Source organism: Atopobium sp. ICM42b (assembly GCA_000564995.1).
Classification (GTDB): Bacteria; Actinomycetota; Coriobacteriia; order Coriobacteriales; family Atopobiaceae; genus Lancefieldella.
In genome coordinates this window covers 89,290-107,819 of record JDFH01000020.1, presented here as the reverse complement: position 1 = coordinate 107,819, position 18,530 = coordinate 89,290, and the positions used below count along the sequence as shown (strand labels likewise).

Sequence of the window (18,530 nt, the reverse complement as noted above, 5' to 3'; positions counted from 1 at the left end):
AAGAACATGTCAATTTTTCAGCAGAACCTACCAAAGCTGCGCTATTTTGTGCGCCAGGCCTAAAAGCTGACGCTAACACGCTGCAGAATCATAATCACTCACATATGAACTGCCTCCCATTTCTTATGTCCAAGAAATGAGAGGCAGTTCAAAATGACGTAGGGGCCAAAAGAAATGCGATGTTTACGCGGTGCTTGCACGTGTACTTACGTGGTGCTCACGCAGCGCGTGCGAGTACTTACTTGCGGTTGCAAACCTCTGCAGCAACCTTTGCACCAAGAGCAACGTTGTTGAAGACCAGCTGGATGTTGGACTCAAGGGAGTTGTTGCCAGTAATCTCAGCAACCTTTGCCAGCAGGAATGGTGTGGACTCCTTGCCGTGGATGCCGTTTGCCTCTGCCTCTGCAAGGGCCTTCTCGATAGCTGCGTCGATGGTGTCCTTATCCATTGCGTACTGCTCAGGAATTGGGTTGGTAACCAGAAGACCGCTGTTCATACCAATCTGCTGCTGGGTAGTGAAGATCTCTGCCAGCTCAGCAGGGGAGTCAACGCGGTAGTCAACGCTAAAGCCACTCTTACGAGTGTAGAACGCAGGAAGCTCCTCGGTCTGGTAACCAAGTACAGGAACGCCCTTAGTCTCCAGGTACTCAAGGGTAAGGCCAAGGTCAAGAATGGACTTTGCACCAGCGCAAATGACCATAACAGGAGTCTGTGCAAGCTCCTCAAGGTCAGCGGAGATGTCCATGGTGGTCTCAGCGCCACGGTGAACGCCACCGATGCCACCGGTTGCAAAGACGTCAATGCCTGCCATGTGAGCAATCATCATGGTAGTAGTGACGGTAGTTGCGCCGTCCTTCTTCTCAGCAATGATAACAGGGAGGTCGCGGCGGCTAACCTTAGCAACCTCGCGGCCCTTCTTGCCCAGGTAATCAATCTCGTCAGCGGAAAGGCCGGCACGCATCTGGCCGTTAATAATTGCAATAGTTGCAGGAATTGCACCGTTGTCGCGGATGATCTGCTCAACCTTCAGAGCGGTCTCGACGTTCTGTGGGTAAGGCATACCGTGAGAAATGATGGTGGACTCCAGAGCTACAACAGGCTTGTTCTGCTCAAGAGCCTCTTTGACCTCGTCAGATACAACGAGAAAATCCTTCAGGTTAGACATATATACTCCAATCGTAAACGACTAATGGAACCGAAAGTAGTGTCGTGCAGACGTACTGTGCCGTGCAGACGTGCAGTGCCGTGCAGACGCGCTAAATACCTGCGCGCTTGATGACCTCTTCAACGTTGAGTTCACCGTTGATGGTGTCCTCACCCTCAATGGCCATGCTGGAAGCAGCCATGCCTATCAGGCCGGTCTGCTCAAGCGTCATGCCCTGAGTATACGCCCAGGTAATTCCTGCCATCATGGCATCGCCCGCACCGGTCATGTTGACCAGCTTTGCAGGAAGCAGTGGCAAGCGGACGGTCTTCTCGTGATCAGCACAGAGAAGGCCCTTCTCGCTAAGGGAGATAAACACGCGCTTGAGGCCTGTTGCAAGTAGCTCGTGAGCCGCGGCTTCAAGGGAGGTATCGTCAGTGATCTTGATGCCCGAGAGCATCTCGGCCTCAAGGCGATTTGGCTTGAGCGTGTGAATTTTGCCCAGGACCTTCTTGAGCTTCTGCGCCTTGATGGAAGAAACGGGATCGCAGAAGATAGGGCAAGTCACATTTTTGGCAATAAACTCAATTGTTTGCTGAGGTAAATTGGTGTCAATTACACAGGCCGCAGCGTGCTGGATAACGTCCAGGCGCTCCTCAATACGCTCAGGGGTGACATACTCGTAAATCTGCATGTCATTGATGGCTTCCTGCATCTCACCGTGCTCATCCATGATGAAGAGGTAGGTGGAAGTGGAAGCGCCCGGCACGGTAATTGAAGCGTCGATGTCAATGCCGCAGTCCAGGCAACCCTCTTTGAGCTCGCGCGCACGATAGTCCTCGCCAAAAGCGGTGAGCAGACGAACGTCACTCTCGAGAAGAGCCAGGTTGTGGGCAACATTTCTGCCAACGCCACCAAAGGACATGGTGACCTTGCCAGGGTTTGAATCTCCAGCCACAAGGGAAGCGTCTGGGCGGCCAGCAATATCCATGTTGGCGGCACCGATCACAATAAAGTAGGGGCGTTCGCTCAGAATGTAGCGGCGGCCCAGAATTGCGCCCTTTGCAGTAAGGTTGGAGATGTGAACCGAAACAGAAGAACGCGAGATACCTGCGCGCTCTGCAATTTCCTTCTGAGTAATGGAAGGCTGCTCTTTAATCCAGTTGAAAATCATCTGTTCTCGATTGGTGAGCATCAGGCCTCCTAGCAGCAAAAATAGAATCCGACTAAACAGGTGCTTATATAAAACTTCTAAACAGGTGCTTATCTTATTTAAGCTAGTGCTTAAACCTTGCTTTGGACAACGATAAGACAGCAGCTAGAGTCTGTAAAGAATGAATTCATTAAATTTTTCCCTGGTGAACTCAAAGATTTCCTCGCCATGTTGGTTTTACCTGCTTGATTTTTCTAAGCATTTGCTGCGTACCGTTTACAGAATTTTAGTATCTGCAAACGGTTGTATCGTGAAAATCTCTCTAAATTGGGCGTCAGCGTTATGCAACTGTAATAATATATTTAATGAATAGTAATGACTCGTCCACATAAGTTAGCTTGCGTATGTATCGTGCGCAAATGCTTGTTTCGGGCGTTTTAGGAGGTAGTATGCCTAAACGTGTTTTTGTAGTTGTTCTTGATAGTTTTGGCATCGGCGAAGAGCCTGATGCGGCGGCATACGGAGATGAGGGTAGTAATACCCTTTGTGCATGCGCAACAAGTGGTGTTCTCAATATTCCAAATATGACAAAGTTGGGCCTTCTTAATATTGATGGAGCACTTGATACCGTTTATGACGTTGATCTGAAACCAATTGAGTCTCCTGAGGGCGCATATGCTCGCATGCAGGAGAAATCCGCTGGTAAAGACACTACGGTTGGTCACTGGGAGATGGCAGGCGTCATTTCTCCAAAGAAGTTCCCAACCTATCCTGATGGTTTTCCACAGGAGGTTATTGAGGAGTTTGAGCAGAAGACGGGCCGTAAGGTTCTCTGCAACAAACCTTACTCCGGAACTGATGTTATTAGAGACTTTGGTAAAGAGCACGTAGAGACCGGTGCTCTGATTGTCTACACTTCAGCAGATTCTGTTTTCCAGATTGCTGCACACGAGGACGTGGTAAGTCCCGAGAAACTCTATGAGTATTGCCGCATTGCGCGCGAGATTCTGCAGGGTGAGCACGGTGTTGCTCGCGTTATTGCTCGTCCTTTTGAGGGGGAGTGGCCATACCAGCGCACTTCTCGCCGTCATGACTTCTCGCTTGAGCCAACGGGCCCAACTATGCTTGACCGCCTTAAAGAGAACGGCTTTGACGTTCTTTCTATTGGCAAGATTTATGACATCTTTGCTCACCGTGGCATGACTGAGTTTGAGTTTACTACCTGCAATGCAGACGGAATTCAGAAGACTATTGAGGCTACCAGCAAAGACTTCAACGGTCTGTGCTTCACCAACCTCGTTGATACTGACATGATTTACGGTCACCGTAACGATCCTGTGGGATACTCCAACGCTCTTTCTTATTTTGATGAGCGCATTCCTCAAATTATTGAGGGTCTTCGTGAGGACGACCTGTTCATTATTACCGCAGATCATGGCTGTGACCCGGTAACACCATCTACTGATCACTCTCGTGAGTACGTGCCACTGCTTATCACGGGTCCAAAGGTCAAGCCAAACACTAACCTTGGTACAACCACCACATTTGCCGATATGGCCGAGACAATCCTTGATTATTTTGGTGTTGAGCAACTTGGTGTTGGAACTTCTCACCTGTCAGAGATTCTTAAGGAGAACTAATGGCTACTACCCCAACTCCCCATAACGCTGCTGTTGAGGGCCAGATTGCTAAGACCGTCCTCATGCCAGGCGATCCTCTGCGCGCTAAGCTTCTTGCAGACACGTACCTGGAGAACGTTGAGCAGTTCAACACCGTTCGCAATATGTTTGGCTACACCGGCACCTACAAGGGACAGCCAGTCTCCGTTATGGGTTCTGGTATGGGTATGCCTTCCATTGGTATTTATTCTTACGAGCTCTTTAATTTCTACGGAGTTGATAACATCCTCCGCATTGGTAGCGCTGGCGGCCTTGCTCCTGAGGTAAAGCTTAGAGACATTGTTATTGGCATGTCTTCCAGCACTGATTCTAATTATCCATCACAGTACGGAATGCCTGGAACCATTGCACCTACCGCAGACTTTGGCCTGTTGAGCAAGGCTATTGCTGGTGCAGAGAAACTGGGTTATCCCGTTCGCGTTGGTAATATCCTGGCAAGCGACGTGTTCTATACCGTAAACAACTCGCTTCCAAAATGGGCAAGCATGGATGTTCTTGCCGTTGAGATGGAGTCGGCAGCCCTGTATCTCAACGCCATGTACGCCCATAAGCATGCGCTTACGCTGCTAACTATCTCTGATTTGCCTCTTACAGGAGAAGCACTTACTGCTGAAGAGCGTCAGACTAGTTTTACGCAGATGATGGAGGTTGCTCTTTCTGTTGTTGCTTAAGGCATTTGTTGCGTAAAGCATCGCAGATAGGCAGTTTGCCATTGCTGTTTGTTTTGGAACCATGCGGATTTTCCGCTTAAGTTAGGGGAGTTTGGTCAACTTCTCATAAAGATCCAGCGTACAAGCTGGACGTTCCCGCCACATGAGGTAAGGAGAGCACGGAATGAACAAGAACGTTTCTCGTCGTAGTTTTGTGACCGGCGCAACCGGCGTTGGCGCATTTGCAGCACTTGCAGGTCTTGCAGGCTGCAACCAGAAGAAGGACGATGGTGGCCAGAAGGCATCAGGTGAGAAGAAAAAGAAGCTCACCATGGTTACCGATACCGGCGGTGTCAATGACCAGTCCTTTAACCAGTCCGCTTGGGAGGGCATGACCGAGCTCAAGGACAAGAACGGCTGGGATGTCAGCTACCTTGAGTCCAAGCAGGATTCCGATTACGCAACCAACCTTGATAAGGCTGTTGACGCTGAGTCCGACCTTGTTTGGGGCGTTGGCTTTGCTATGGCAGACGCAACTCTTAAGGCTGCTAAGGACAATCCAAACACCCAGTTTGCTATCATCGACAACGGCAACGATTCTCAGGTTTCTAACTTCACGGGCGTTATGTTCCGCGCTCAGGAGCCTTCCTTTGTTGTTGGCTACATTGCTGCTCGCACCACAAAGACTGGCAAGGTTGGCTTTGTTGGCGGCATTTCTTCCGCACTTATCGACCAGTTTGAGTATGGTTACCGCGGCGGTGTTGCTTATGCAAACAAGGAGAAGGGCACCAACGTTGAGATTTCTGCACAGTATGCAGAGTCCTTCTCTGACGCAGCAAAGGGCAAGGCTATTGCTAACTCCATGTACTCCGATGGTTGCGACATTGTCTTCCACGCTGCTGGTGGTGTAGGAACTGGCGTTATTGAGGCAGCTAAGGACGCAAACAAGCTTGCTATCGGCGTTGACCGTGACCAGGCATATCTTGCTCCAGAGAACGTTCTGACCTCCGCTCTTAAGCGCGTTAACGTTGCTATTGTTGAGATTTCCGAGAAGATCCTGAAGGACGGCCAGAAGGGTGGCACCACCATTTCCCTGGGCGCTTCCGAGGACGCTGTCGGAATTTCTGAGGAGCACCACCTCATGGGCGAGGACACCTACAAGGCTGCTACTGATCTTCTTGACAAGATTAAGGCTGGCTCTGTTGTTCCTCCTACAAACAAGGATGAGTTGGACAAATACGTTAAGTCTTTGAGCTAAGCTCTGACTTAGTTTTTTGAGCCCTGGGGTTTCTCGCCAGATGGTTTTGCCGTCTGACAGGCCCAAAAGGCTGATGAGTTTGGATTTGCTGGTGAGGGGTGCTCTTTGGCACTCCTCACCTCTCGCAAGTGTGTAAAGGAGGTGGCTCGTGGAAGTCAGTTCGGATTACGCTGTTCAGATGCATGGCATTACCAAAGTTTTTGGATCGTTTAAAGCTCTTGACGCCGTAGACCTTAACGTGCGCAAGCAAACTGTCCACGCCATTTTAGGAGAGAACGGCGCAGGTAAAAGTACGCTCATGAACGTACTGTATGGCCTGTATTCTGCTGATGAGGGCGAGGTTTACCTCAACGGAGAGCGTGTATCCATTTCTGGCCCAACCGATGCTATCGCTCACGGTATTGGTATGGTTCACCAGCACTTTATGCTGGTCGAGAACTTTACTGTTACAGAAAATATTGTTTTGGGCAACGAGGTCACTAAGGCTGGTGGCGTCCTTGATCCAAAGCGAGCTCGTGAGAAGGTCCTGGAGATTGTTGAGGAATACGGCTTTGACGTAGACCCTGACGCCAAGATTGAAGACATTTCTGTTGGTATGCAGCAGCGTGTTGAGATTTTGAAGGCCCTGTATCGCGGTGCTGATACGCTGATTCTTGATGAGCCTACGGCAGTTCTTACACCGCAGGAGATTGAGAAGCTTATTCAGATCATGCATGACCTGGTAAGCAAAGGTAAAACCATCATTGTTATTACTCACAAGCTTAAAGAGATTATGTCTTCTGCTGACGAGTGCACCATTATTCGTCGCGGCAAGTACATGAGCACCGTTGATGTCTCCAAGACATCCGAGACCGAGCTTGCAACACTTATGGTGGGTAGAAACGTTAACCTGCATGTAGAAAAGAAGCCAGCAACTCCTGGCGAGGTTGTTCTCTCTATTAAGGACCTCCACGTCAAGGACGAGCGCGGCATTGAGCAGGTAAACGGCTTTAATTTGGATATTCGTGCCGGCGAGATTGTTGGTCTTGCAGGCATTGACGGCAACGGCCAGAAAGAACTTGCCGATGCCATAAACGCACTGGTCAAACCTGAGTCGGGTACCATTACCGTTAAAGGTGAAGAGATTCAGGGCACAACCCCTAAGACGGTTATTGATCACGCAGTTGCAACTATTCCTTCAGACCGTCATCGTTGGGGTCTGGTTCTGCCCTTTACGGTTGCCGAGAACATGGTACTTGAGCGCCACAACGAGGAGACCTTTGGCAAGGGTATTGCACTTGACCTGGCAAAGATCAAAGAATTCTCTCAGAAGCTTATTGACGAGTTTGATATTCGTCCGGCAGAGTGCGCAGATCATCAGGCTGCGGGACTTTCCGGTGGTAACCAGCAGAAGGTTATTATTGCTCGTGAGGTTTCTTCCAACCCAGACGTCCTCATTGCCATTCAGCCAACGCGCGGTCTTGACGTTGGTGCTATTGAGTTTGTCCATAAAGCGCTTATTCGCGAGAGGGACCGTGGAGCAGCAATTTTGCTGATTTCCTTTGAGCTGGACGAGATTATGGACGTTGCCGATAAGATGGCAATTATTTACGCCGGCAAGAATGTTGGCGAGTTTGACCAAGGTACTATCACTGAAGAGCAGGCTGGCCTGCTGATGGCAGGAGGTGACGCCGAGTGAGTACACTTACAAAGATAATGAGAAAGCCCATTACGTCAGCAATTGTTGCTATTTTTGTTGGCCTGTTGGTTGCTTCTATTATTTTGGTTGTTGCAGGTTATGACCCTATCAGCTCGTTTGAGGCTCTTATTGGCGGCATGGTAGGTAAGCCAAAATATATTTCTAACGTCATTATTAAGGCAACACCTTTGCTCTTTACGGGTATTGCTGTTGCTTTTGCATTCCGCGTTGGCCTCTTTAACATTGGCGCTGAGGGTCAGTACATTGTAGGTACTATCCTCGCCGTTATTGTTGGCTACAGTCTTGATCTTCCTCCTGTGCTGCAGATTCCTGTAGTTGTTTTGGTTGGTACCGCAGGCGGCGCAGGTATTGGTGCCATTATTGGATGGCTTAAGGCTCAGTTTGGCATCAACGAGGTTATTACCAGCATTATGTTTAACTGGATCAGCCTCTACCTCTGCAACTTTGTGGTTTCTCTTCCACAGTTCCACCAGCCAAACTCAACTTCTTCGTACTCTATTAACGAGTCTGGCTACACCACACTGTTCTATGGCATGAAGAATTCCGAGGACGGTGCTGAGGCAATTCGCAATATTCCTGTTATTGGCGACGCTATTATGCGTACCGATGTAAACATTGGTATTTTTGTTGCTATTATCGCAGCTATCTTTATTGGCTGGCTGCTTATGCGCACCAAGGTTGGTTATGAGATGCGTGCTGTTGGTTTTAACCGCGACGCTGCACAGTTTACCGGCATCAACGTTAAGAAAAACATTACGCTCTGCATGGCTATTTCTGGTGCACTCTGCGGACTTGCAGGTGCTCTGACCATCACCGGTATTGCTCCTCACAGTATTGCAACACTGGCAGCATTTGAGAACAACGGCTTTAACGGTCTGTCCGTTGCGTTTATCGCCAACTGCAACCCTGTGGCATGTATTCCTGCGTCCTTCCTGTTTGCTGGCCTTCTTTATGGTGGACAGACGGTTCAGCAGACGGTTGGTGCACCTTCCGAGATTATCAACATTGTTATTGGTACCATCGTGTTCTTTATGGCTCTGGGTGGCGTTATTCCAATGCTTGCCGACCGTCTTGATCACAAGCGTGCCCAGAAGGCTAAGAAAGAAGAGGCAAAGCTTGCTGCTCAAGTGAGTGATGCGTCCGACCCTTCTCAGGAGGAGGCAAACAATGCTCACTAACCTGATTCTTCTTGTTTCCGTTACCCTCATGTACTCGACGCCTCTTATTTTTGGTGCCCTGGGCGGTGTTGTCTCCGAGCGCTCCGGTGTTGTCAACATTGGTATTGAGGGCATGATGGGCGTTGGCGCCTTTGCAGGCGTTGCAGGCAGCTACCTCACCGGAAACCCTTGGATTGGCTTCCTTTGTGCAGGTATTGCAGGCGGTCTTATTGCGCTTTTGCACGCCATGGCATCTATTACGTTTAACGCTGACCAGACAGTTTCTGGTGTTGCAATTAACCTGCTGGCACCTGGCATTGCTCTGTTTGCCTGCCGTCTCTTGTTTGATGGCGCTGCAATGTCTCCAGCAGTCAATAAGCTGCCAAAGCTCTTTGGTGAGGGTGCCTTTAACGACACACCTTATTCCAGCTTGAACGTCGACATTACTGTGGTGCTTGCACTTTTGACCGCCCTTCTCGTCTGGTTTGTGCTTTACCGTACCAAGTGGGGCCTGCGTATTCGCTCCGTTGGCGAGCATCCACACGCATCCGAGACGCTGGGCATTAGCGTTCGTAAGACTCGCTACCTCTGCGTTATTGTTTCTGGTGTGCTTGCAGGATTTGGCGGCGCATCCGTAACGCTGGCAATTATTTCCCAGTTTACTCAGACAGCTATTTCTGGTCAGGGCTTTATTGCACTGGCAGCTGTCATCTTTGGTAAGTGGAAGCCTCTGAACACCTACGCAGCTTGCCTGCTCTTTGGCTTTACCCAGGCACTAGCAATTCTTCTTGGCGGCGGCGCAACTCCAATTCCAAGCCAGATTATTGCAATGCTTCCTTACTTCATCACCATCATTACGCTGGTCCTCTTTGTTGGTAAATCCGTTGCGCCTAAGGCAGATGGCGTGCCATACATCAAGGGAAGTCGTGCATAATGGCTGAGGTTAAGGGATCTTGCAACGTTTCTAACGAGGCGCTTGTTCAGCTTGCTATTGAGGCGCGCAATCACGCCTATGTGCCGTACTCTCACTATGCTGTTGGAGCTGCGCTTTTGTGCTCCGACGGTACCGTGTACGGTGGCGCCAACCTAGAAAACGCTGCGTACACGCCTTCTAACTGTGCTGAACGCACGGCGTTTTTCCGCGCGGTGTTTGAGGGTCGCAGGGATTTTGTGGCCATTGCGGTTGTTGGTGGCCCTGAGGGAGAAGCCCCAACAGCTTGGTGCACTCCTTGCGGCGTATGCAGGCAGGTGATTCGCGAGTGGTGTGACCCTGCAACATTCCGTATTGTGTTGGGCAAGGCAGATGCAGCTCCTCGCGAGTATCTGCTCCAGGACATCTTGCCTATGGGATTTGGTCCCGAGGATCTGGGCGGGTCCAGTCCTGCTGGCGCATCGGGTGACGACGCCGTGAAGGGTGCCGACGGTGGTCACGAGCACGGTTGTGGCTGCGGGTGCGGCGAGCACGGCGGAGGCAACCAGTAAGCTGCGGTATCAAGCAGCCTGCGCTTGCGGGTGCAGATAACCTGGTAGGTTGCATGAAATTGCGAGCCGGTAGAGTTTCTCGCTACCGGCTCTTTTACTAGAGAGTTCCGCGAACAGTAACGAACGCGCCTGACGGCGCCGCGAACAGCAACGAACGCGAACAGCAACGAACGCGCCTGACGGCGCCGCGAACAGCAACGAACGCGAACAGCGAAAAGAGGTTCAACTATGCGCATGTACGACGTGATTGAAAAGAAGCGCGATGGCGGCGAGCTTACCGACGCCGAGATTGACTACTTTGTCTCGGGCTATGTAGCTGGGGATATTCCCGATTACCAGGCCTCCGCGCTTGCGATGGCCATCTTCTACAAGGGTATGACCGCGCACGAGACGGCTCACCTGACCATGGCAATGGCTGAGTCCGGCGACATGATGGACCTCTCGGCAATCCCTGGTATCAAGGTTGATAAGCACTCTACCGGCGGCGTTGGCGATAAGACCACGCTGGTTGTTGGCCCACTTGTTGCATCTCTTGGCGTCAAGGTTGCTAAGATGAGCGGCCGTGGCCTGGGCCATACGGGCGGTACGCTGGATAAACTTGAGGCAATCCCAGGTCTTTCCATTGAGATTTCCGAGCCTGACTTCTTTAAGCAGGTATCCGAGATTGGCGTTGCCGTAGCAGGTCAGACGGGCAATCTTGTCCCCGCGGACAAGAAGCTCTACGCCCTGCGCGACGTTACCGCAACGGTTGATTCGGTGCCTCTGATTGCGTCGAGCATTATGAGCAAGAAGATCGCTTCCGGCTCCGACTGCATTTTGCTGGACGTTAAGTGCGGTTCCGGCGCTTTTATGAAGGACGTTGACTCCGCAATTGAGCTGGCAGATGCCATGGTTTCTATTGGCGAGCACGTTGGTCGTACCACTGCAGCGCTGATTACCGGCATGGATCGTCCTCTTGGCAAAAACGTTGGCAACTCTCTCGAGGTCATCGAGGCAGTGGCCACGCTTAAGGGTGAGGGTCCTGAGGATCTGACCGATGTCTGCGTTGAGCTTGCTGCAAACATGCTTAACCTCGCAGGTAAGGGAAGTATTGAGAACTGCCGTAAACTGGCTCGCCAGCAGATTGCAAACGGCGAGGGCCTGGCTAAGCTGGCCCAGATGGTTAAGGCTCAAGGCGGCACCGACGAGGTCATCTTTGACACCACCAAGTTTGAAGCTGCGCCATTCCGCCGCGACATTGTGGCTGAGACCAGCGGATATATCACTTCCATGAACGCTGAGCTGGTGGGCATTTCCTCCGTTGCTCTGGGCGCCGGTCGCGAGAAGAAAGGCGATCCGATTGACCCTGCAGCAGGTATTATCCTCGAGCGCAAGACCGGCGATTATGTCGAGAAGGGCGATGTCATTGCAACGCTTCTGACCGGCGATGAAAGCCGTCTTGATGAGGGTGAGCGCATCTTCCGCGAGGCTTTGGTCTTTGGCGAGAACGCTCCCGAGCTGGAACCGCTGTTCTTCGCGCGCGTCTCCAAGGACGGCGTCGAGCGCTTCGCGTAAGCGTACGGGGTCCAAGCTCCACATAACATGCAGGTCAAACCGGTGTTCACGCAGGTGAGCGCCGGTTTTTTTGTGTGGTAACAGCGTCGTGTGCAGGCAAACTTGCAGGTCAAGCGCGCGAAGCGCCGGCGGGGAGTGCGCGGGGTTTCTCGCCAGAAACGCTACGTGAGCCTGAAAAGTGCATCAAGTCTGAGTAAATTTACTCAGACATGGCGAGAAAAACCGGCAAATAGCTCAGATATGGTGCACTTTTCCGGCAAATTGTTCAGACATGACGATAACATCAGGCTCCCTGGAAGGGTGAGCTCGGACACGCCTTAAACCCCGCCTTAAACCCCGCCTAAAAAGTGTAAAGAATCGGTGTTTGAGACACCGATTCTTTGATGAAATCAGGCAAATCCACAGATTCTTTTATGTTTTCAGGCAAAAGCTACAGAATCTTTGAAGACATCAGGCAAGCTTGCAGGCCAAAATAGAAACTCAGCAGACAGAGCAGGCTTGGCGAGAAAATCGCTCTTCTCGTGGTTGCAGTTATTGCACAGAGTGTGTAATAATACTCAGTATGTGCAATAAATCGGGTGCTACGGTGTTGTTGTGTTGTTGTGCTGCCGCGCCACCCGCGCCGCTCACACGCGCCCGCGCACCCAGTACGTACCTGCAACCAGGAGAGGCTTCAGAAACGTATGACGCAAACATTGTCTGCACCTGCTGTTTTGTCAGCTTGCAAGCTTGATCGACGCACCGCAAGAACTCGTGCGGCGCTCAGAAAAGCCCTGGCAGAAGAGATAGACGCTACCGGCGACCTTACTTCCGTGACCGTCACGGGCGTAACGGAGCGCGCTGGCCTCACGCGTCGAACCTTTTATTCTCACTACAAAGACATCCCTGACCTGGTGCTCCACATCGAAAAGGAAGCGCTAGCAGAGCTCCGACCTGCTGTTGAGCAGCTCGCTCGCGTGAACCTTGTCGAGCTCAAGAAGGCCATTGACTCCTACAAGCCATGCCCCGGCGCAACGGAGATGCTTCGAAGCATTCGCAAGCACGGCTTCTACCTGCGCCCCTTGCTGGGTAACGGCGGCGATCCCGCGTTTCAGGACAAACTAAAGCACCTGGTACACGAGGTTATCGCCCAGCGCGCCCTGCACGATCTTGATCCGCGCGCACTTGGTCCCTTCTTTGACTACTATCTGACCTTCGCAATTTCTGCCGAGGTCGGCGTCCTTATCCGCTGGTTAATCGGCGGCATGCGCGAGAGCGACGAGCAGATGGCAGGCCTTATGACCGGCCTCATGTTTGTTGCACCTGGCGATCTGTACGGCAAACCAATCAAGCTAGACGTTCCACGATTTGCGCTTGCAACTCTTGTTCTCGGAGAGGAAAACAATGATTAGTCCAAAGTTTGAGCTGGTAGAGAATGGTGCCGAGCTGGCACCAAACGTCCCACTTGACCTGTCTCAGGCCCACCTTATGCTGGGCATCGACGTTGGTTCCACAACCGTAAAGCTGTCCGTCATCGACGAGGACGGCACGCTGGTTTACGCAAACTACGAGCGTCACCACACCGATGTTCGCGCAACCGCGCGCTCCCTGTTTATTAAAGCTCAGAAGCACATTGGCGAGACACCCATGTACGCCGCAATCACCGGTTCCGGCGGAATGCTCTTGGCGCAATGGCTTGACCTGGAGTTTGTCCAGGAGGTTATCGCTTCCAAGCGCGCTGTTGAGACGCTGATCCCTCAGACCGACGTTGCCATTGAGCTGGGCGGCGAGGACGCAAAGATCATCTACTTTGACAACGGCATTGAGCAGCGCATGAATGGTACCTGCGCGGGCGGTACTGGTGCGTTCATCGACCAGATGGCGTCTCTCCTCAAGACCGACGCAACTGGCCTCAATGAGCTGGCAAAAGACGTCAAGCAGATCTACCCAATTGCATCTCGCTGCGGCGTTTTTGCTAAGTCCGACGTTCAGCCGCTGCTCAACGAGGGCGCTGCTCCCGCCGACATCGCCGCTTCCATCTTCCAGGCTGTCGCAAACCAGACCGTCTCGGGCCTGGCCTGTGGTCACCCTATCCGCGGCTACGTCGCGTTTCTCGGCGGCCCGCTGCAGTACCTCTCTGAGCTGCGCCGTCGCTTCTACATCACGCTTAACTTGGACGACGAGCACATCGTCTTGCCAAAGAACGCCCACCTCTTTGTTGCAACGGGCGCTGCTCTGGCGGGCGAGTCCGACCGCCCAATCACCTTTACGCAGGTCATGGAGGCACTGGACAACCTCAAGGACATCCAGGGCTCCGAGGTTGCTCGTCTGGACCCACTCTTTGCTACTCAGCAGGACTTTGACGACTTCAAGGCCCGCCACGACCAGGAGGTAGTCCCCAAAGGCCAGCTGGCCAACTACCACGGACGCGTGTTCATTGGCATCGACGCAGGTTCTACCACGATGAAGGCTGCTGTTGTTGGCGAGAAGGGCGAGCTTCTTTACACCTGGTACGACAATAACAATGGCGATATCCTGGGTACCGCTCGCAAAATTATGGACTCCATCTACGACGAGATGCCTTCCGACTGCATCATTGGCCATGTCACTACCACCGGTTATGGTGAGGGTATCCTGATTGAGGCTCTGCGTGCAGACTCGGGCGAGATTGAGACTGTTGCTCACCTGCGTGGCGCTAAGGCATTTGTCCCAGACGTTGATTTCATTCTTGATATTGGCGGCCAGGACATGAAGTGTCTGCAGGTCAAAGATGGCGTCATTGAGCACATCATGCTGAACGAGGCTTGCTCTGCAGGCTGCGGCTCCTTTATTGCATCCTTTGCCGACTCCATGAAGATGGACGTCCGCGAGTTTGCAACCGCTGCGACCAAGGCAACACTCCCTGTTGACCTGGGATCCCGCTGTACCGTCTTCATGAACTCCCGCGTTAAGCAGGCGCAGAAGGAAGGCGCAACCATCGGCGACGTTGCTGCTGGTCTTTCGTACTCCGTCATCAAGAACGCCCTATTCAAGGTCATTAAGCTCCGCGACTTCAGCGAGATTGGCGAGCACTGCATTGTTCAGGGTGGTACCTTCATGTCCGACGCAACGCTCCGTGCCTTTGAGCTGCTCACCGGTAGAGACGTTATCCGTCCCGACATTGCAGGCGTTATGGGTGCCTACGGCGCCGCTCTTCTCGCCCGTGACCGCGCAGGTATTGACGGCATATCCACCCTGCTTGACCGCGAGTCCATCGACAACCTGCAGGTCAAACTTACCAACACGCACTGCCGCATCTGCCCTAACAGCTGCATGCTTACCATCAACGACTTTGGCAGCGGCCACAGGTTTATCACCGGTAACCGTTGCGAGAAAGGCGCAGGTAAGAAGCGTGGTGCTAAGAAGAACGAAGCACCAAACGTCTTTGCGTTCAAGAACAAGCTGCTGTTTGATCGCGAGTCGCTTCCTGCAGACGAGGCACCTCGCGGCACAGTGGGCATTCCTCGCGCGCTGAACATGTACGAGAACTATCCGTTCTGGCACACGTTTTTCACTAAGCTGGGCTTCTCGGTCATTTTGTCCGACCAGACCACCGCAAAGACGTACGACGCAGGTATCGAATCCATGCCTTCTGAGTCCGCCTGCTATCCCGCGAAGCTTTCCCACGGCCACATCATGAATCTGCTGGCCAAGGACCCAGACTTCATTTGGATGCCGTGTATTCGTTGGGAGCGCAAGGAGGACGACTCCGCAACCAACCACTACAACTGCCCAATTGTCATGAGCTACCCTCAGGCGCTGGGCCTCAACGTGGACGAACTCTCCGATCCTTCCATCCAGTACATGGCTCCGTTCATTCCGTATGACAAGAAGAACGAGCTCAAGCGTCGTTTGTACGAGCTCATCAGCGAACAGCGCGAGAAGGACGCCCAGGTAGGTAAGGGTCGCTTCCGTGGCGAGCACATCACGCGCGCCGAAATTGACGCCGCTGTTGAGGCTGCATGGCAGGAAGATATCAACGTCAAGGACCAGATGCACCGCGCAGGTGATGAGGCTCTTGCGTGGATTGAGGAGCACGACGCTCACGGTATTGTTCTTGCAGGTCGCCCATACCACAACGACCCAGAGATTAACCACGCTATCCCTGAGTTGGTCTCTTCGTTTGGTTTTGCTGTTCTCACCGAGGATTCCATTGCTCATAAGATGATGCCTGAGCGCCCCATCCGTATTGTTGACCAGTGGATGTATCACTCGCGTCTGTACCGTGCGGCTCGCTTTGTTGCGTCCCGAAACGACCTGGACCTCATTCAGCTCTTCTCGTTTGGTTGCGGCCTTGACGCACTGACCACCGACCAGGTCCAGGAGATTCTTGAGGCTTCGGGCAAGATTTACACCATGCTCAAGGTTGACCAGGTTTCCAACTTGGGTGCTGCGCGAATTCGTATCCGCTCCCTGATGGCTGCCCTGAACGAGCAGCAGGCAGAGCTGGAGCGACTTGCAGCTGCCGGTCTGGTTACCGAGGCTGTTCCACAGGGCGTTCGCATGGCCGATGGTTCTCTGGAAAAGGCCAGGAGCGCTAGTTCTTCTCGCCGTGCGCCCGTGTACCGCGAGGCAGAATCCGCAGCTTACGAGAAGGTTCGCTACACCAAGGAGATGCAGGAAGCGGGCTACACCATCCTGGCTCCGCAGATGGCGCCGATCCACTTTGAGCTGGTAGAGGAGCTGCTGAAGGGTGCGGGCTACAACGTTGTGCTGCTGCCTTCGGTCGACCAGGGCGCCGTTGACATGGGCCTTCGCTACGTCAATAACGACATCTGCTACCCATCCATCCTGGTTACAGGCCAGATTATGGAGGCAGTGCTCTCGGGCAAGTACGATCTGACCAAGACCGCAGTTCTGATTTCGCAGACCGGCGGTGGCTGCCGTGCAACCAACTATATTGCACTGATTCGTAAGGCGCTCAAAGACGCAGGTCATCCAGAGATTCCGGTCATTTCCGTCTCCGCCGCTTCCGGCCTTGACGAGGACAACCCAGGATTCAAGCTGTTCAAGCCCGATTTGCTCATCAAGGCAGTTTACGCGCTGCTATACGGCGACCTGATTATGCAGCTGCTGTATCGTGTTCGTCCCTACGAGGCAGTCAAGGGTTCCGCAAATGAGCTGTATGACCAGCTCATGGCCGATACACGCTCCAAGATCAACGGAATTTCTCGCAAGGAATTCTACAAGCAGTGCCAGCGTACCATCGAGCTGTTTGACAGCCTGCCCGTGGTCAATGACCGCCAGAAGCCACGCGTCGGCGTCGTCGGCGAGATTCTGGTTAAGTTCCACCCAACGGCCAACAATGAGCTGGTCAAGGTCATCGAGTCCGAAGGCTGCGAGGCTAACGTTCCGGGTCTGGTCGACTTCTTCCTGTTTGGCCTCTCCAACGCGATCAACACACACAAGGAGCTTGGTACTTCGTTCAAGAGTCGCATGACGCACATCGCAGGTATTAAGATGGTTCAGGGTCTGCGCGCGCCAATCAACAAGATGCTGGAGAAGTCCGAGCGCTTTGAGCCATACCCTAATATCGATGAGCTGGCCGAAAAAGCTGGTCAGATTCTATCGCTCTGCAACACGATGGGCGAGGGTTGGCTGCTCACCGCTGAGATGTGCGACCTCATTGAGACGGGCACGCCAAACATCGTCTGCGCTCAGCCATTTGCATGCCTACCTAACCACGTCGTTGGTAAGGCGGTCATCAAGCGCCTGCGCCAGATGCACCCCGAGTCTAACATTGTTGCTGTCGACTACGACCCAGGTGCGTCCGAGGTTAACCAGCTCAACCGTATCAAGCTGATGATTTCGGTTGCTAAGGAGAACTACAAGAACGGCGTAAATGGCGAGTTCAAGCTAGAAAATGCTGACGATCCAGTTACTAACGACGCAACTATGCCGTATACCGGCCGCGACAAGTTTGGCCTGGATTCCGTTGTTCGTGAGGGCGGCCACTCTTGCTCTTCTCACCACATGTCTGCGCTGGAAGCAACCGGCGCTAACCTGGGCGATCTTGGTCGCACCGCGCCTGACCACGGAAAAGACTACGGTTCCATTAGGCTTTCCGAGGAGCAGATGGCTGCTATCGAGCGCGCCAAGAAGAAGGCCGGCGTCAAGTAGCGCGATCGACGCGGCGAACGGGCTGTAGAGCTGCGGCGAGCGCGTGGCTGCGAGCGCGCACCCCGTGCCGACCGGTCGTGCAACCAGCGTAATCGGCTGCAAGCGCAACGAGCGCCGACCGGTCGCGCGACCAGCGTAATCGGCTGCGAAGTTGGTGCGCAGCCAGCTACAAAGTTGTAATTTGCACGTTAATGAGCCCCAAACTTTTGTTTGGGGCTCATTTTTGACGATTTTGGGCCCAAAAAGGTAAAAAATGCGTTTAGTTGGAGTATTCATTTTAAAAATGAGCCATTTCAACTCAATTAGTAAAAGAAATAGTTAAAACTTTTTCGCTTATCCTGGGCAAACATAAATATAAAAATTTGAACTAAATTTCTTCATTCCCAACTAAACGCATTTTTTACCACTTGAGGCTCCAAAAACGGTAATTATTCACGTCACCGAATTATTTTGTGTATATAGCGTAACGAATATGCAATTTCATGCATAATGACGTTTCTAGCCGAGAAAAAGACGTATCGCTACGGTGACAGCATTGCATATCCCCAAGTATCACGCGTTCCAGCGCCTGCAACTCGTCCGCCACAGCATGCGGTTCGTGTGTACCCGTGGTCGC

At 52.5% G+C, this 18,530-nt stretch carries 12 protein-coding genes; 10 read left to right on the top strand and 2 right to left on the bottom strand.

Going from position 1 to position 18,530, the window contains the following annotated elements:
• Positions 1-238: 238 nt before the first annotated feature.
• Complete coding sequence (locus HMPREF1493_RS05700) at positions 239-1,165, bottom strand: pseudouridine-5'-phosphate glycosidase (RefSeq protein WP_035428532.1); 927 nt, start codon at positions 1,163-1,165, stop codon at positions 239-241.
• 91 nt (positions 1,166-1,256) lie between these two features.
• Complete coding sequence (locus tag HMPREF1493_RS05695) at positions 1,257-2,339, bottom strand: PfkB family carbohydrate kinase (protein ID WP_035428531.1); 1,083 nt, start codon at positions 2,337-2,339, stop codon at positions 1,257-1,259.
• 407 nt (positions 2,340-2,746) lie between these two features.
• Here HMPREF1493_RS05695 and HMPREF1493_RS05690 point away from each other — a divergent pair, with 407 nt between their 5' ends.
• From HMPREF1493_RS05690 to HMPREF1493_RS05645, 10 genes are all read left to right on the top strand, one after another.
• The gene (locus HMPREF1493_RS05690) at positions 2,747-3,937 is read left to right on the top strand and encodes a phosphopentomutase (RefSeq protein ID WP_035428530.1); all 1,191 of its coding nucleotides are present in this window, start codon (positions 2,747-2,749) and stop codon (positions 3,935-3,937) included.
• The gene (gene deoD / locus HMPREF1493_RS05685; protein ID WP_035428529.1) at positions 3,937-4,647 is read left to right on the top strand and encodes a purine-nucleoside phosphorylase; all 711 of its coding nucleotides are present in this window, start codon (positions 3,937-3,939) and stop codon (positions 4,645-4,647) included. Before HMPREF1493_RS05690 ends, deoD begins: the two co-directional genes overlap by 1 nt.
• Positions 4,648-4,810: 163 nt before the next feature.
• Positions 4,811-5,884 (top strand): BMP family lipoprotein, encoded by a 1,074-nt coding sequence (locus HMPREF1493_RS05680; RefSeq protein WP_035428528.1) that lies wholly within the window; start codon positions 4,811-4,813, stop codon positions 5,882-5,884.
• Between the two features lie 148 nt (positions 5,885-6,032).
• A complete protein-coding gene (locus HMPREF1493_RS05675; protein ID WP_035428525.1) occupies positions 6,033-7,562 on the top strand; it encodes an ABC transporter ATP-binding protein in 1,530 nt (509 codons plus the stop codon).
• Entirely contained in the window at positions 7,559-8,761 is a 1,203-nt protein-coding gene (locus tag HMPREF1493_RS05670) for an ABC transporter permease (protein WP_035428524.1), read from the top strand. The genes HMPREF1493_RS05675 and HMPREF1493_RS05670 overlap by 4 nt, the downstream gene beginning before the upstream one ends.
• Positions 8,751-9,674, top strand: coding sequence for an ABC transporter permease (locus HMPREF1493_RS05665; RefSeq protein ID WP_035428522.1), 924 nt, complete (start codon positions 8,751-8,753; stop codon positions 9,672-9,674). The genes HMPREF1493_RS05670 and HMPREF1493_RS05665 overlap by 11 nt, the downstream gene beginning before the upstream one ends.
• Positions 9,674-10,222 (top strand): cytidine deaminase, encoded by a 549-nt coding sequence (locus HMPREF1493_RS05660; RefSeq protein WP_035428520.1) that lies wholly within the window; start codon positions 9,674-9,676, stop codon positions 10,220-10,222. The genes HMPREF1493_RS05665 and HMPREF1493_RS05660 overlap by 1 nt, the downstream gene beginning before the upstream one ends.
• A 228-nt stretch (positions 10,223-10,450) precedes the next feature.
• Positions 10,451-11,776 carry a pyrimidine-nucleoside phosphorylase gene (locus tag HMPREF1493_RS05655; protein ID WP_035428519.1) on the top strand — a complete coding sequence of 442 codons (1,326 nt, stop codon included), beginning with the start codon at positions 10,451-10,453 and terminating at the stop codon, positions 11,774-11,776.
• A 683-nt stretch (positions 11,777-12,459) separates the two neighbouring features.
• Positions 12,460-13,167, top strand: a complete 708-nt coding sequence (locus HMPREF1493_RS05650; RefSeq protein ID WP_035428517.1) for a TetR/AcrR family transcriptional regulator — start codon at positions 12,460-12,462, stop codon at positions 13,165-13,167.
• Positions 13,160-17,914: a 2-hydroxyacyl-CoA dehydratase gene (locus HMPREF1493_RS05645; RefSeq protein WP_035428515.1), complete on the top strand. Its 4,755-nt coding sequence runs from the start codon at positions 13,160-13,162 to the stop codon at positions 17,912-17,914. The genes HMPREF1493_RS05650 and HMPREF1493_RS05645 overlap by 8 nt, the downstream gene beginning before the upstream one ends.
• Positions 17,915-18,530: the final 616 nt, after the last annotated feature.

Excerpts from the sequence above, each read along its gene's own strand:
- HMPREF1493_RS05700 (WP_035428532.1), bottom strand. The coding sequence starts at position 1,165 with ATGTCTAACCTGAAGGATTTTCTCGTTGTATCTGACGAGGTCAAAGAG.
- HMPREF1493_RS05695 (WP_035428531.1), bottom strand. The coding sequence starts at position 2,339 with ATGCTCACCAATCGAGAACAGATGATTTTCAACTGGATTAAAGAGCAG.
- HMPREF1493_RS05690 (WP_035428530.1), top strand. The coding sequence starts at position 2,747 with ATGCCTAAACGTGTTTTTGTAGTTGTTCTTGATAGTTTTGGCATCGGC.
- deoD (WP_035428529.1), top strand. The coding sequence starts at position 3,937 with ATGGCTACTACCCCAACTCCCCATAACGCTGCTGTTGAGGGCCAGATT.
- HMPREF1493_RS05680 (WP_035428528.1), top strand. The coding sequence starts at position 4,811 with ATGAACAAGAACGTTTCTCGTCGTAGTTTTGTGACCGGCGCAACCGGC.
- HMPREF1493_RS05665 (WP_035428522.1), top strand. The coding sequence starts at position 8,751 with ATGCTCACTAACCTGATTCTTCTTGTTTCCGTTACCCTCATGTACTCG.
- HMPREF1493_RS05660 (WP_035428520.1), top strand. The coding sequence starts at position 9,674 with ATGGCTGAGGTTAAGGGATCTTGCAACGTTTCTAACGAGGCGCTTGTT.
- HMPREF1493_RS05655 (WP_035428519.1), top strand. The coding sequence starts at position 10,451 with ATGCGCATGTACGACGTGATTGAAAAGAAGCGCGATGGCGGCGAGCTT.
- HMPREF1493_RS05650 (WP_035428517.1), top strand. The coding sequence starts at position 12,460 with ATGACGCAAACATTGTCTGCACCTGCTGTTTTGTCAGCTTGCAAGCTT.
- HMPREF1493_RS05645 (WP_035428515.1), top strand. The coding sequence starts at position 13,160 with ATGATTAGTCCAAAGTTTGAGCTGGTAGAGAATGGTGCCGAGCTGGCA.